The sequence below is a fragment of the Atlantibacter sp. MEI4A-1023 genome, assembly GCF_056155425.1.
In genome coordinates, this window is record NZ_CM149568.1 from 1,156,464 (window position 1) to 1,170,727 (window position 14,264).

A 14,264-nucleotide genomic window follows, 5' to 3' on the forward strand; every position below is an offset into this window, starting at 1 on the left:
TGCGTTAACATCAATAAACTATCTTTAAGAGGTTTGAAACGACCGCAACGGAGAAGCGAATGACCAAAAAAGAGTTCGACTATCAGCAGGATTTCTCGCAAATCGATTTTCGAAAGCACCCTGATAAATATCAGGTGGGCCGTGGTGAACAAGGCGTGCTGCTGGTTGAACCCTATAAAGGCGAAATCCTTCCCTGGTGGCGCTATAAAGATGAAGAGTCGGCGATTAAATCAGCGGAAAAGATTTACCAGTTATTTGAAGCGTATCGGCAGCAGGACGATTTCGTCGGCATGGATATGGCCCGTAAATTTATCCAGATGGGATATACCCGCGCCCGACGATATGCCAATTACAAAGGTGGTAAAAAATATACCGAAGATGGAAGCTTGCATGAGCGCGGTAACGATCCGGTGAAGGCTGCCGCCGCTGCGGTATTTAAAACCTGGTGGGATAAGATCCGCGAAGATGAAGACTATTTAAAACGTAAACGAGAGCATCAGGCGAAGTGGGGATGAGCAAACTAATACTGTGCGAGCTGCCAGATAGAATAGCCAGTTGTCGCCCCCGCCACATCCCAGGCAAAATCTTTCCAGCTCCAGCCGCTTCCTGCTGGGCGGCTGTCCCATAGCTCTTTTGATGCGCCTAGACCTACCGAAAACATTAATCCAAATCCCGCACTGGCATCCCGCGACCAGGCCTGATGCTGCCCATATTCGTTGCCAGCGGCAGATAGCATCGCTGAGGCGATAAAGTGCTGGGCCTTATCCTGCCCGCTCCATCGATCGTTCGCCATATGGCTACAGCCTGTGAGAGAAAACAAGGTAATCAATAAAAACCGGTGCATTACGGTGCTCATAAAAAAGCCCTGCATGCAGGGCGATTATTCACAGAATACGGCTGATTAAGCGGTCAATTCGGATGCGCCGTAAACGACGGATCAGTTTACGGACCTTCACCGGATAATCCGCGATGCTTTCCAAATCCCGATAATGCTGAACCACCGTAGTATGCGTGCGGATCAGCTCAAGCTCTTTATCGCGTTGCGCCGCCAGCTCATGTTTTGGATCGTGGATAAGGATCGCGTTTTCCAGATCCAAACGCCAGGCGCGCGGGTTAAGATTGTTACCAGTCAGCAGCATCCACTCATCATCGACCCACATGCCTTTCAGATGGTACGTGTTGTCATCATCTTTCCATAGCCGTACGGTCAACTGACCCGTATTGACATAATACTGGAGACGGCTCAGGAAGCGGCGCAGGTTAATTTCATACAGATATGGCAATGCGCCAATGATTTTAAACGGCTGATCTTCCGGGATATAAAAGTCGTTCGCAGTTTTATCGCCAACAATAATTTCGACCTGTTTGCCATCGCGGAGTAGTTGAATGATATTACGCACCAGGATAGCAGGCAGGTTGAAGTAAGGGGTGCAAATGGTCAGCTTCTGCTCGGCGCAGGGCATCAGGTGGAAGATGGTTTTATTGAGCGGGCTGGATTTCCCAAGCCCGACCAGTGGGGTGACGGACAGTTGTTCGTTGTCAGCATCACCCGCAAAATGATATACCGCGTCGCGTAATTCCTGGCGGAACAGCCGGACATCATTTTTGATTTCCTGGCTTTTCGGGCGCTCAGGTGTATCGAGCCGGTTTACCGCTCGCCCCTGGATCAGGTTGGTGTTCACCCAATCGTACATAATGTCGGCGAGACGGGGGTTGCGGATCGACTGATAGCGATCGTAACGATACTTATCATGCTGATGCAGATAAACGTCGTTTAAGCTGGCACCGCTGTAGATAACGCTATCATCGATAATAAAGCCTTTATAGTGCAAAACGCCGAGAGCTTCTCGGGTATTAACGGGAATGCCGTATACCTGGATTTTAACGTCCGGGTTTTCCTGCGCCATCCGGCAATACCAGTCGGCATTGGTGTTCGAAGCGGCAGCGCCGATACGGCCACGCTGTGCGCGATGCCAGTCAACCAGTACACAGACATCCAGTTCAGGGCGTTGACGCTTAGCTTCGTAGAGTGCTGACAGAATGCCGAGCCCACCATCATCTTGTTCAAGATAAAGGGCAATAATGCAGATGCGTTTCGTCGCGCTGGCGATCTTTTGCAGCAAAGTGGCGCGAAAGTCGGCCGGAGAGAAATAAAACGCTACATCATCAACAGACTGAGAAAGCTTAGGTAGTTGGGCAAGGTGTTGTTGATGTTTGTTTCGTTTAAATTTAGACAACATCACAGTGCATATCTTCTCTATACAGTAGGTGGCCATCCCTGAGGGGCGGACGACGGTAGCGGTGGATAATAACATTACTACTCAGGAATGTGAGTAACATTTCCAATACCTTACTCACGAATCCCGCGTTTTATTCAAGGCTAAGGTCAGTCCAACGATGCCATCTTCTAACTGGATGTCGACAGCAAAACCCAGTTTTCTCGCCAGCGCTACCATACCTCGGTTGTTGGGCATCGTAATGCCGTTCAGGCGTTCAAGACCATGATCTCGCGTATAAGCGATGAGTTTTTCAAGTAATTTTCGGCCTAATCCCAGACCCTTCAGATCGGAGCGAACCAGCACGGCAAACTCTGCATCCACATTATCGGGATCTGAGATCGCGCGCGTAACGCCCAGGATCTGTTCCTGGCCTTCATGGGAGAATACCGCCACAAATGCCATTTCACGATCGTAGTCGATCTGGGTCATATTCGCTAAATCTTCATGGGTAAATTCATTGATCTCGCTGAAATAGCGATAATACAGATCTTCTTTGGTGACCTGAGAAATAAAGCGCCGAAGTTCCGGCTCATCCTCCGGCAAAATGGGCCTGAACAGGCAGGTTTGACCATTTTTGAGGGTAACGGTTTCTTCCAACTGATGTGGGTATGGTCGTATCGCCAACCGCGCATCCGCATCGCCTTCAAAGGCTTCCAGCTCAAGCGTCACATCCAGCGCGGTAAATTCATTGCCGGATACCAAAAGCGGATGAATATCCAGCCGTTTGATTTCCGGGCAATCGACAATCAGGTTCGATACCTGCACCAGAAACTGGCTCAGACCCGCAATATCCAGCGCGCGTAATGCGCTGCGACCGCGGATCGTGCCGCTTTTTATCGCCTGAATGACCAGATAGCGCGCCAGGTTCATGTTCAAGGGAGGCAGCGCCACAGCCGCCTGATCCTGGCGCCACGCCATACCGCCATCGCCGAGCATAATTAATGGACCAAACACCGGGTCCTGCTCTACGACGACACGTAACTCCTGGGCCCCTGCACGGTTAGCCATGCTCTGCACCAGTAAGCCGTGAATGCGCGCCTGAGGCCAGGTCATTTTCACCCGGTCGAGAATGGCGTCAGCGGCCTGTTGTACTTCAGTCGCTGTACGCAAATACAGCATAACCCCCTGGACCTCGGACTTATGGGGAATATCCGGCGAACGTAGCTTCAGGGCAACGGGATAACCGATCTGCTTAGCAATATGCACTGCTTCGGCGCTGTCGCCAGCAATCCAGGTCGGCAGGGTTTGCAAACCATACGCCTGAAGAATGGGCTGTACCTCGTGGGTATCCAGATGCGTGGCACCCTCTTCCAGCGCCCGGGTGATCAATTGATGCACTTCAGCCGTATTGGCGGTGAGGTTTGCCGGCAGCGACGGTGTTTCACGCAACTGCTTCTGGTTACGGCGATATTCCACCATATGCATAAACGCCGTGACAGTGCCTTCTGGTGTGCGATAGGTAGGGATACCGGCATCGCTGAACCAGCGGCGCGCTTCCTGAGACGAAAACTCGCCGCACCAGTTAGTAAGTAGCGTCACGTAACGTCCTCGAGGATGACGGGCCAGCAATTCGATGATCGCCCTTGCGCTTTCGCTGCCCGGCGCGGCGGCGCTCGGAGAGTGGATAATCATTAACGCGTCAAAATCCTGGCTATCCAGCAGAATTTCCAGCGCCTGAACATAGCGTTGCGTGGTGGCGTCATCGCGTAAATCCAGAGGATTAGCGACGTTCACGCCCGCAGGCACCACGCCAGCGAGGCGGCTGACGATGTCATCTCCGAGGCTTGCCAGTTTGCCGTTACGTAACCACAGTTCATCCAGCGCCAGGGCGGCAGGCGCAGCGCCGTTGCTGACAATCATCAACCGCTCGCCACGCAGCGGGCGCATATGGCTTAAGGTCTCAACAGCAGAGAACAGTTCATGGGTATCCTGCACGCGCAGCAGGCCAGCACGCTGGATGGCGGCATCCCAGGCACCGTCTAATCCGGTTTCTGCATTCAACAACTGGCGCGCCGACGGGCTGCGTCCGCTCTTGATCACCAGAATGGGTTTATTACGTGAGGCGCTACGCGCGGCGGACACAAAACGGCGCGCATCGCTAAGCTGTTCGAGGTAAAGCAAAATCGCACTGGTTTTGGTATCCCGCGAGAGATAGTCCAGCAGCTCGTCGACATCAATATCCAGGCTGTCCCCCAGGGCGATAAAGTAGGAAAACCCCATTTCGCGCTGCTGCGCCCAGTCGAGAATCGTGTTTGAAACAGCGGCAGATTGTGACACAAACGCCAGTTTGCCCTTGCGGATCGGCACCGGGGAAAAGCTGGCGTTGAGTCCTTGCCACGGTGCCAGCAGGCCCAGGCTATTCGGCCCCAGAAGGCGCATCTGCCAGCGGTGGGCACATTCCAGCAGTGTGGCCTGCTGCTCTTTGGGTGAGGAGAGAATGATACAGGTCTTGCAGCCTTTTTCGCCGAGGGCGTTGAGCAGCGCCTCGTTGCGGCTGGGGTTGGTACAAATTACCGCCAGATCGGGCGGGAAGGGCAGACTGGCGATGTCCGGCCAGGTCATCACCCCGCACACCGCTTTATAAGCTGGCGTAACGGGCAATACCGGCCCGGAAAAACCCCCTGATAAGAGATTTCTCATCATCAGGTAGCCCGCTCTGTCGGGCTTCACGGACGCGCCAATCACGGCGATGGATTTCGGTCGAAGTAGCGCTTCCAGCCCACGTTGACTCATAACATTCCCCCCGAGGATGTGAATGAATGATTTTAAACGCTTTCGGGCTCGGTTGCTGTGACGCTTCCCTGATGATGAGGTTTACCCGCCAGATAACGCTCGCGAAATAGTGTGAAATGGTCGGCCAGCCCTTGTGAGGCCTGCGCATCGCCCGCCAGTTCAAGTAAGGCGATGGCCACTTCGGCCGTGCAATACTGGCCGTCGCCGTGGGCTTCACGCAGTCGGTATGCCGAGGTTTTACTGAGATCGACCGAGATGACGGGTAACGCATCCAGATACGGGCTTTTACGGAACATTTTACGCGCTTCTGTCCATGTGCCATCGAGCATAATAAACAGCGGTGGTTTGGCGTGTGGCATAACCGTGGTAAGTACTTCTCGCTGCGCATCGGCATAGGATGCCGGGAACACCACCATTGGCTGATAAGCCGGATCGTTTACCAGGTCGATCAGCGCCTGCGGCGGCTCGGTGCGCGACCATTGAAAGGCAGCGGTGTCGGGCAATACATCGGCAATCAAGCGTCCGGTATTGCTGGGTTTCATCGGTTCGGTATCAAACATCACCAGGCAGAACCGGCTGCGCGCCGCAACGGGCTGCAATGCTTCGCACAGGCACTGTTTTAACGGCAGCAGGCAGCGCTGGCAGCGGCGGATGCGGTTGCCTCGGGCAAGAAACGGACGGGTGGCGCGCGCCAGGCGTTCAGCGCGAAGTCGAAGGACAGCGTTTTCAGTCATCAGGGGGAATTAACGTAAAAACGCTATTCTAGCGTAGATAACAAAACGGGGCATCCGGAAGATGCCCCCGTTAGCGCGGGTTACAGGTTTTCGTTGAGCCAGCTGTCGAACGGCGCTTTCGGCATAGCGCCGTTGAGCATATCCACCATCTGACCCTTCTTGAAAACCATGATGGTCGGGATACTGCGGATACGGAAGCGGGCGCTAAGCGCGGGTTCCGCTTCGGTGTTCACTTTCAGGAAACGTACCTGGCCGCTGCGCTCTTCCGCTACGTCTTCAAATACCGGCGCGAAGTTTTTGCAGGGACCGCACCAGGGGGCCCAAAAATCCACCACGACCGGCAGATCGTCCTGAAGATATTTATCCAGCGTCTGGCTGGTGGCGTTAATCACTTCGCCATCAAACAGCTCATGACCACAACGGCCACATTTTGCCCCGTCATTAACACGGTCGTCAGGTAGGCGATTTACAGCCTGACAGGAGGCACAAACGGTATTCATAACTAACCTCTAAAGTGCGGCGTCGAGTTGCCGACGAGATGGATCTGTTTCTGAGATGTTAAATATTATCGTTTATTCATTTGACATCGACAACGAGATAACTCCAATGAATATGATAGTTCCTGACTTTTGACCGAAGTAGATGGCGAAGCGGCGTCACATCGGGTAATCTGCGCGCCACGCGGCAGCCAGGTGGAGAAGAGCATGAGCGAAGAATTTAAAGGTAAAGGCGGCAAGGTCAAAGTGATGTATGTCCGCAGCGATGACGACAGCGAAAAACGTACCCAGAACCCGCGTACCGGGAAGGGAGGCGGGCGTCCTGCCGCGTCAGGTAAGGGCGAGCGTCGTCCGCGTCGTGATGATAAGCCTGGCGCTGGCCGCGACCGGTATAGCGATCGCGACGCTCCGTCATCATCCCCATGGCGTACGGTTTCACGTCCTCCGCGCGACTATAACGACGAGAGTGTCGATCAGACTGAACAACCTGAAAAAGGGTATGTCGATCGGGAAGTAATCCGTCGCCAGCGCGCTGAAGAAACGCGCGTCTATGGTGAAAATGCCTGCCAGGCGCTGTTCCAGAGCCGTCCGGATTCCATAGTACGAGCCTGGTTTATCCAGAGCGTCACGCCGCGTTTCAAAGAAGCGCTACGCTGGATGGCGGCTAACCGTAAGGCTTATCACGTGGTGGATGATGCCGAGCTGGCAAAAGCGTCAGGCACGGAGCATCACGGCGGCGTGTGCTTTATTATCAAAAAGCGCAACGGTATGAGCGTTGAAAGCTGGCTGGAAAATGCGGGTGAAGATGACTGCGTACTGGCGCTGGAAGACGTTGGCAATCCGCATAACCTGGGCGGCATTATGCGCAGTTGCGCGCATTTCGGCGTGAAAGGCCTACTGGTAGAGGATGCCTCCCTGCTGGAATCCGGCGCGGCGGTGCGTACTGCGGAAGGCGGCGCAGAGCATGTCCAGGCAATCAGCGGCGACACCTTCAGCGACGGTCTGGATCGCTTCCGTAAAGCGGGTTACGCCATCGTGACGACATCCAGCCATAAAGGCACCGCGCTGTATAACGCGCAATTGCCTAAGAAAATGGTGCTGGTGTTGGGGCAGGAGCGCGACGGGGTTTCCGACGCCACGTTCGATAATGCCGATATGAGCATTGCTATTCCGGGCTCAGGCAACGTTGAAAGTCTGAACGTGTCGGTCGCAACCGGCGTACTGTTAGCCGAATGGTGGCGACAGAATAAAGCCTGATAAAGAGAAGCCAGCAAATTTGCTGGCTTTTTTATGCCTGCTATTCCGGTAATACTGGCGTCCAGTCAATCGGGGTTTCACCGCGCTGCGCCAGATAGTCGTTGGCTTTCACAAAGTGGCCGCAACCAAAAAAGCCGCGATGGGCCGAGAGCGGAGAGGGATGCGGTGCCTGTAACACATAATGGCGCTCCCTGTCGATCATCGCGCCTTTCTTCTGAGCGTGCGATCCCCACAGCATAAACACCACGCCTTCGCGATGTTCGTTAATAATTGAAATCACCTTATCAGTGAAGGTTTCCCAGCCAAGACGGGCGTGGGAATGCGCCTGCCCGGCACGCACCGTCAGTACAGTATTGAGCAGCATCACGCCCTGGCGTGCCCAGCTTTCCAGATAACCATGAGACGGACGGACAAAACCAGGAATCGAGCCTTCCAGCTCTTTATACATATTCACCAGCGACGGCGGCGGCTGGATACCAGGGCGGACGGAAAAAGCCAGGCCATGCGCCTGGTTCGGCCCGTGATACGGGTCCTGGCCCAGAATCACGACTTTCACGTTACCCAGTTCGGTAAACCTGAAGGCGTTGAAGACGTCTTTGGCTGGCGGATAAATCGTCTCGCCAGCGGCGCGTTCATCCTCAACGGTTTTCAGCGTGTTGATAAAATAGGGCTGTTGCTTTTCATCGGCCAGCACGTCGTGCCAGGTGAGAGTATTGGTCATTTCGCTCTCCTGCGAAGGGTGATGATATAGCTTAACGTCTTATTTGCACTACACAAAATCCTGCGCCGGTTTTGTCCTGGAAAACTAAAAAATTTTGAAAATTTACAAAGTTTTTAACTCAGGATATATCGCGTAAGTTGATGTAAAACAAATAAATGCCAGCATGACCCTATTCGGTATATGGTTTTTATTGATTTAAATCAAAGAATGCCGACCTGGCGATTGGTATACAGTACAGTAACGCAACAAAGGTTTTACCAATGAGCCAATGCAGGCCCAACGAGAATCAACAAAGTTTGCCCATAGGGAGAAATAAAATGATTACTGGTATCCAGATTACTAAAGCCGCCAACGACGATCTTCTGAACTCTTTCTGGCTGCTGGACAGCGAGAAAGGCGAAGCGCGCTGCGTTTGCGCCAAAGCCGGTTTCGCTGAAGATGAATTGGTTGCAGTGAACGCGCTGGGTGAATTCGAATACCGCGAAATTCCGATGGAAATCAAACCGGAAGTGCGCGTTGAAGGGGGGCAGCACCTGAACGTTAACGTACTGCGCCGTGAAACGCTGGAAGACGCGGTTAAGCACCCGGAAAAATACCCGCAGCTAACTATCCGTGTTTCCGGTTATGCGGTTCGCTTTAACTCTCTGACGCCGGAACAGCAGCGCGACGTTATCGCCCGTACCTTTACCGAAAGCCTGTAAGGTTTCTTATCCGGTAAACAAAAACGCCAGCTTTCGCTGTAATGCCGATCAGTTAAGGATCGGTTGACCGATCCGGCAGTTGTGCAAAAATCCGTAATCTCACAGGGATTACGGATTTTTTTATGCTACTCAGCCAGGCACTTGATGCCGCCCACAAATTTACCCCGCAGGCGTTCGCTGCGCTCTATGACCTTCTCTCTCCTGAGCTGATTGACCAGTGTCTGACTGATACCGGCGTGGTTACCCTGCGTAAGCGCCGCCTCTCCATGGAAATGATGGTCTGGGCCGTGACCGGTATGGCGCTGTTCCGCTCCCACTCCATGAATCAGCTTGTCTCCCATCTGGATATCCTGCTGCCGGGGAAAAGACCGTTTGTTGCACCCAGTGCGGTGGTTCAGGCCCGCCAGCGGCTCGGGGAAGATGTTGTCCGGCTGATGTTCGAGAAAACACAGCGTCTGTGGTTCGAAAAAACCCCGGTGTCGCACTGGAACGGACTCACCCTGATGGCCGTGGACGGCACGGTATGGCGAACGCCTGACACGCCTGAAAATGATGCGGCCTTCGGGCGGACTGCGAATATTAATGCCCGCTCTGAGTGCCCGCAGGTACGCATGGTCTGCCAGATGGAAGTAACCAGCCATCTGCTGACGGGTGCAGCCTTCGCCAGTGTCTCTGAGTGCGGGGAAACGGACCTTGCGGCAAAGCTCATCGCGCAGACGCCTGACCATTCCCTGACCCTTCTGGATAAAGGCTTTTATGCCCTGGGGCTGCTGCACGCCTGGCAGACCACCGGAACTGAAAGGCACTGGCTGATCCCGTTGCGTAAGGGGGCACAGTACCGGGTGACAAGAAAACTGGGCACCGGGCAGGAGCTTGTGGAGTTACGGCTGTCGCCGCAGGCCAGGAATAAATGGCCGGAGGCACCGGAGACACTGACGGCAAGGTTTGTCAGTAAGGAAGTCCTGGGCAAAACGGTGCAGATACTGACGTCGATGTGCGATCCGCTCAGATACCCGAAAGTAGATATCGTGGATCTGTACGGTCATCGCTGGGAAATAGAGCACGGCTTCAGGGAGATGAAGCAGCATCTGCTGAATAATGAGCTGACGCTGCGGAGCAAAAAGCCGGAGCTGGTGCGCCAGGAGCTGTGGGGCGTGGTGCTGGCCTATAACCTGTTGCGGTTCATGATGGCGCAGATGGCGTACAGTCTGAAAGGTGTGGAGCCTTACCAGATGAGCTTTAAGCAGTCAGCGCTGTACCTGAGAAGCCAGCTGAGTATCCTGCCGGGAGTGGCACCGGGGAAGCTGCCGCGCATAATGGAAGAAATACTGAGTATGGCTTCAGGACTGGTGCTGCCGGGCAGACGGGAAAGGCATTACCCGAGGGCGGTAAAAAAAGAGGCCACAGTGCTACGCGCTGCGGCCACCTTCAAAGCTTAACTGACAAGCATTACAGCTTTCGCTGGCGTTTTTTTATTCTGCATTATCGATTTTTGCTTCGCTCGGTTTACGGCGCTTTCCGATATTTTTCTTATCGCGATGGCGCACTTTAACGCGCGGTTTTTCTTTTTCCTGCTCCTTCTTCTTCTCTTCGCGTTTCGCCAGCGCTTTTTTCGATGGTTTGCCCTGCAATTTCTCGCTTGGTGCGCGGGTGGTTGGACGCAGTTCGTCAATCACGCGGGATTTCAGCGGCTCATTCAGATAGCGGCCTACTTTACCTAACAGCAGGTGATCGTGCGCTTCAACCAATGAGATCGCAGTGCCTTTACGCCCGGCACGACCGGTACGGCCAATACGGTGCAGATAGGTATCGGCAGTGCGCGGCATATCGAAGTTAAAGACGTGGCTGACATCGGCGATATCAATACCGCGCGCGGCAACGTCGGTGGCGACCAGGACATTGACGCGGCCATCGGTGAGGCGATTGATGGCCTCGTTACGTTTAGCCTGTACCATTTCGCCTTCAATAAAACAGTTAGCGATGCCGGCCTCGCGCAGCCAGCCAGCCAGCTCATGCACACGCTCGCGCTTGCGCACAAAAACGATAGCGCGGGTGGTTTCCGGCTGCTTCAGCAGGTGCACCAGCAGTGCGGTTTTATGCTGGATATCGTCGGCGCGATAGTACCACTGGTGGATCTTTTTACGTTCGCGGGTGGACGGCGAGGCAGAGACTTCTTCCGGCTCGTTAAGCAGACGCTCGGCAAAGTTCTTAATCGCATCGCCTTCCAGCGTGGCCGAGAACAGCATGGTCTGGTTGCGCCAGCGGGTCTCCCCGGCAATATGTTCAATATCCTGCGCGAAACCCATGTCCAGCATACGGTCGGCTTCATCCAGGATCAGCGTTTCCACGGCGCGGCAATCAAAGTTTTCTTCTTTGATATATTGCAGCAGGCGGCCCGTGGTAGCGACCACGATATCCTGGTTTTCGCTGAACACTTCCGCGTGGTTCATGTATGCCACGCCGCCAGTAATGGTGGCGATATCCAGGTGAGTATGCGCCGCCAGCTCACGCGCCTGTTCCGCCACCTGCATCGCCAGCTCGCGGGTCGGAGTCAGGATCAGAACGCGCGGCGGGCCGGATTTTTTACGAGGGAAGTCGAGTAAATGCTGCAACACCGGCAGCAGGTACGCCGCCGTTTTACCGGTGCCTGTCGGCGCAGAACCGAGTACATCACGCCCTTCAAGGGCAGGCGGAATGGCGGCAGCCTGAATGGCTGTCGGGCGAGTGAAGCCTTTATCCTGAAGGGCTTTTAGCAGGCTTTCATCAAGTTCTAGTTCGGAAAAAGTGGTTACAGTCATTTTCTACCTCAGTATGGGCCGCCGATTATAGACGTTAAGGCAGCAATGTTCATCACTTAGTATGGTTATGCTCTTTTCCAGGCGAATGCTTTACCCTATGCTACAACGGTTTCCCTGCCAGGTTGTAATAATGACAACGACTAAAACGCTTCTTCGTCGCGATGGTTTCACTTTTAAGCAGTTCTTCGTTGCCCACGATCGTTGCGCAATGAAAGTCGGGACTGATGGTATTTTGCTGGGCGCATGGGCGCCAGTGGCAGGCGTTAAGCGCATTCTGGATATCGGTACCGGCAGTGGGCTTATTGCTCTGATGCTGGCCCAGCGTGCTAGTGACGCGCTTATCGACGCAGTTGAAATGGACCCGGAAGCCGCCGGGCAGGCCGCTGACAATGCCCAAGCGTCGCCCTGGGCTGCGCGCATTCATGTTCATCAAGCAGACTTTTTAAGCTGGACGCCGGACGCATCTCACCGTTACGACCTGATCGTCAGCAACCCGCCATTTTATGATAAAGGCGTGGAGTGTGGTTCATCGCAGCGTGAACTTGCCCGCTATAACACCTCACTGGAACATGAAGCGCTGTTACGCGGCGCGGCGCAACTCATTACCGAAGAGGGCTGTTTCTGCGTGGTATTGCCGGAAGCCGTGGGCTCTGCTTTCACCCAAAAAGCACAGGAGATGGGGTGGCATATTCGCCTGAGAACCGATGTGTGCGATAACGATACTAAGCTGCCGCACCGCGTGCTACTGGCGTTTTCGCCGACGCCGGGCGAGCTGTTTATCGACCGGCTGGCGATCCGTGGGCCAGACCAGCGCTACTCGGACGCATGGTGCGGCCTGACCCAGGATTTCTATCTGTTTATGTGAACCAGCGGGGAGAGCACCGACGGGCCAGCGTTTTCCTGTAAATCGGGATAGTCGAGGGTGTAATGCAATCCGCGGCTCTCTTTACGCATCATCGCACAACGCACAATCAACTCCGCCACCTGCACCAGGTTGCGCAGCTCAAGCAAATTATTCGACACGCGGAAATTGGCATAATACTCGTCAATTTCCTGCTGAAGCATAGTGATCCGGCGCAACGCCCGTTCCAGGCGACGCGTGGTACGCACAATTCCAACGTAGTCCCACATAAATAGCCTTAGCTCATGCCAGTTATGCTGGATCACCACCAGTTCATCGGGATCCTCTACCCGGCTTTCATCCCAGGCAGGCAGTGATTTCGTTCCACGGGCGAACGGCAAGCGTTTTTGAATATCCTCCGCCGCCGACCAGCCGTACACCAGGCACTCCAGCAGCGAATTAGACGCCATCCGGTTGGCGCCGTGCAGGCCGGTGTAAGTCACTTCGCCGATGGCATACAGCCCGTCAACGTCAGTACGTCCATTGTCATCTACCATCACGCCACCGCAGGTGTAGTGCGCGGCGGGTACGATAGGCACCGGATCGCGGGTCAAATCGAGCCCCAGACCAAGCAGTTTTTCATAAATCATCGGGAAGTGCTGGCGCACGAATTCCGCCGGCTTATGGCTAATATCCAGATACATGCAGTCTGCGCCTAAGCGTTTCATTTCATGATCGATAGCGCGCGCCACGATATCACGCGGAGCCAGTTCGGCTCGCTCATCAAAATCAGGCATAAAACGTGTGCCGTCTGGACGCTTAAGGTAAGCCCCTTCGCCACGCAGCGCTTCGGTCAGCAGAAAGTTGCGTGCCTGCGGATGGAACAGCGCGGTAGGGTGGAACTGATTAAACTCGAGATTGGCGACGCGGCAACCGGCGCGCCACGCCATGGCGATCCCATCGCCGGAAGAAATATCCGGGTTAGTGGTGTACTGATACACCTTAGATGCGCCGCCAGTCGCCAACACCACCGCTTTAGCGCGGCAGGTTTCCACTTCTTCTTTATTGCGGTTCCAGACCCATGCGCCGACCACGCGGCGGGTACCCGGCAGACCGATTTTGTCGGAGACGATTAAATCAACGGCGTTGCTACGTTCGATAATTTGAATATTAGGATGCGCCAGCGCTTTGCCGACAAGGGTGGTTTCGACTTCTCTCCCCGTGGCGTCTGCGGCGTGCAGAATGCGGCGATGGCTATGCCCACCTTCACGAGTCAGATGGTAGTTCTCTTCGCCATTTGGTTGTATTTCAGTATCGAACAATACGCCCTGGTCGATTAGCCACTGAACGCAATGGCGGGCGTTGCTGGCGACGAATTCAACCGCGTCGCGATCGCAAATTCCGGCTCCGGCAATGAGCGTGTCTTCAACATGGGAATCGATGCTGTCTGTTTCATCGAATACCGCCGCAATACCGCCCTGGGCATATAACGTGGACCCTTCGTTAACCGGTCCTTTGCTCAGAACCATAACCTGGCAATTATCCGCCAGGCGAAGCGCCAGGGAGAGGCCCGCCGCGCCGCTGCCGATAATCAAAACGTCACAATTCATTTCAGATGTTGTGTTCATGCTGTGTGTTTAATTTACTAAACAGTGTTGGGCCAGCATAGCACCGGAATTTGTCAGTTAGCACATTTTTTTTGC

At 54.4% G+C, this 14,264-nt stretch carries 12 protein-coding genes and 1 pseudogene; 5 read left to right on the plus strand and 8 right to left on the minus strand.

Going from position 1 to position 14,264, the window contains the following annotated elements; translation table 11 throughout:
• The first annotated feature begins 59 nt into the window (after positions 1-59).
• Positions 60-515 carry a DUF4385 domain-containing protein gene (locus ACVV26_RS05605; protein WP_474800349.1) on the plus strand — a complete coding sequence of 152 codons (456 nt, stop codon included), beginning with the start codon at positions 60-62 and terminating at the stop codon, positions 513-515.
• A gap of 5 nt (positions 516-520) precedes the next feature.
• Here the strand turns inward: ACVV26_RS05605 and ACVV26_RS05610 are convergent, their stop codons facing one another.
• The 5 genes from ACVV26_RS05610 to trxC form a co-directional block, all read right to left on the minus strand.
• Positions 521-844 carry a YfiM family lipoprotein gene (locus ACVV26_RS05610; protein WP_474801743.1) on the minus strand — a complete coding sequence of 108 codons (324 nt, stop codon included), beginning with the start codon at positions 842-844 and terminating at the stop codon, positions 521-523.
• Between the two features lie 40 nt (positions 845-884).
• Positions 885-2,240, minus strand: a complete 1,356-nt coding sequence (gene pssA / locus ACVV26_RS05615; RefSeq protein ID WP_474801745.1) for a CDP-diacylglycerol--serine O-phosphatidyltransferase — start codon at positions 2,238-2,240, stop codon at positions 885-887.
• Between the two features lie 114 nt (positions 2,241-2,354).
• Positions 2,355-5,012: a bifunctional acetate--CoA ligase family protein/GNAT family N-acetyltransferase gene (locus ACVV26_RS05620; protein ID WP_474800350.1), complete on the minus strand. Its 2,658-nt coding sequence runs from the start codon at positions 5,010-5,012 to the stop codon at positions 2,355-2,357.
• A gap of 32 nt (positions 5,013-5,044) precedes the next feature.
• Complete coding sequence (locus ACVV26_RS05625) at positions 5,045-5,746, minus strand: tRNA-uridine aminocarboxypropyltransferase (protein ID WP_474800351.1); 702 nt, start codon at positions 5,744-5,746, stop codon at positions 5,045-5,047.
• 80 nt (positions 5,747-5,826) lie between these two features.
• Positions 5,827-6,246: a thioredoxin TrxC gene (gene trxC, locus ACVV26_RS05630; RefSeq protein ID WP_474800352.1), complete on the minus strand. Its 420-nt coding sequence runs from the start codon at positions 6,244-6,246 to the stop codon at positions 5,827-5,829.
• Positions 6,247-6,450: 204 nt separating this feature from the next.
• Here trxC and ACVV26_RS05635 point away from each other — a divergent pair, with 204 nt between their 5' ends.
• A complete protein-coding gene (locus tag ACVV26_RS05635) occupies positions 6,451-7,500 on the plus strand; it encodes a tRNA/rRNA methyltransferase (protein WP_474800353.1) in 1,050 nt (349 codons plus the stop codon).
• Positions 7,501-7,540: 40 nt separating this feature from the next.
• On the opposite strand, the gene ung is transcribed toward ACVV26_RS05635, so the two are convergent.
• Complete coding sequence (gene ung / locus ACVV26_RS05640) at positions 7,541-8,221, minus strand: uracil-DNA glycosylase (protein WP_474800354.1); 681 nt, start codon at positions 8,219-8,221, stop codon at positions 7,541-7,543.
• Between the two features lie 317 nt (positions 8,222-8,538).
• On the opposite strand from ung, the gene grcA reads away from it, so the two are divergent.
• Together grcA and ACVV26_RS05650 are read left to right on the plus strand one after the other, a co-directional pair.
• Positions 8,539-8,922 carry an autonomous glycyl radical cofactor GrcA gene (grcA, locus tag ACVV26_RS05645; protein ID WP_474800355.1) on the plus strand — a complete coding sequence of 128 codons (384 nt, stop codon included), beginning with the start codon at positions 8,539-8,541 and terminating at the stop codon, positions 8,920-8,922.
• Between the two features lie 122 nt (positions 8,923-9,044).
• Positions 9,045-10,365, plus strand: a pseudogene (locus tag ACVV26_RS05650) (IS4 family transposase).
• Positions 10,366-10,394: 29 nt separating this feature from the next.
• Here the strand turns inward: ACVV26_RS05650 and srmB are convergent.
• On the minus strand, positions 10,395-11,720 hold the full coding sequence (gene srmB / locus ACVV26_RS05655; protein ID WP_474800357.1) for an ATP-dependent RNA helicase SrmB: 1,326 nt from the start codon (positions 11,718-11,720) through the stop codon (positions 10,395-10,397).
• A 97-nt stretch (positions 11,721-11,817) separates the two neighbouring features.
• Here srmB and trmN point away from each other — a divergent pair, with 97 nt between their 5' ends.
• Positions 11,818-12,585, plus strand: a complete 768-nt coding sequence (trmN, locus tag ACVV26_RS05660) for a tRNA(1)(Val) (adenine(37)-N(6))-methyltransferase TrmN (protein WP_474800358.1) — start codon at positions 11,818-11,820, stop codon at positions 12,583-12,585.
• Here trmN and nadB read toward each other — a convergent pair.
• A complete protein-coding gene (gene nadB, locus ACVV26_RS05665; protein ID WP_474800359.1) occupies positions 12,570-14,189 on the minus strand; it encodes an L-aspartate oxidase in 1,620 nt (539 codons plus the stop codon). The genes trmN and nadB overlap by 16 nt on opposite strands.
• Positions 14,190-14,264: the final 75 nt, after the last annotated feature.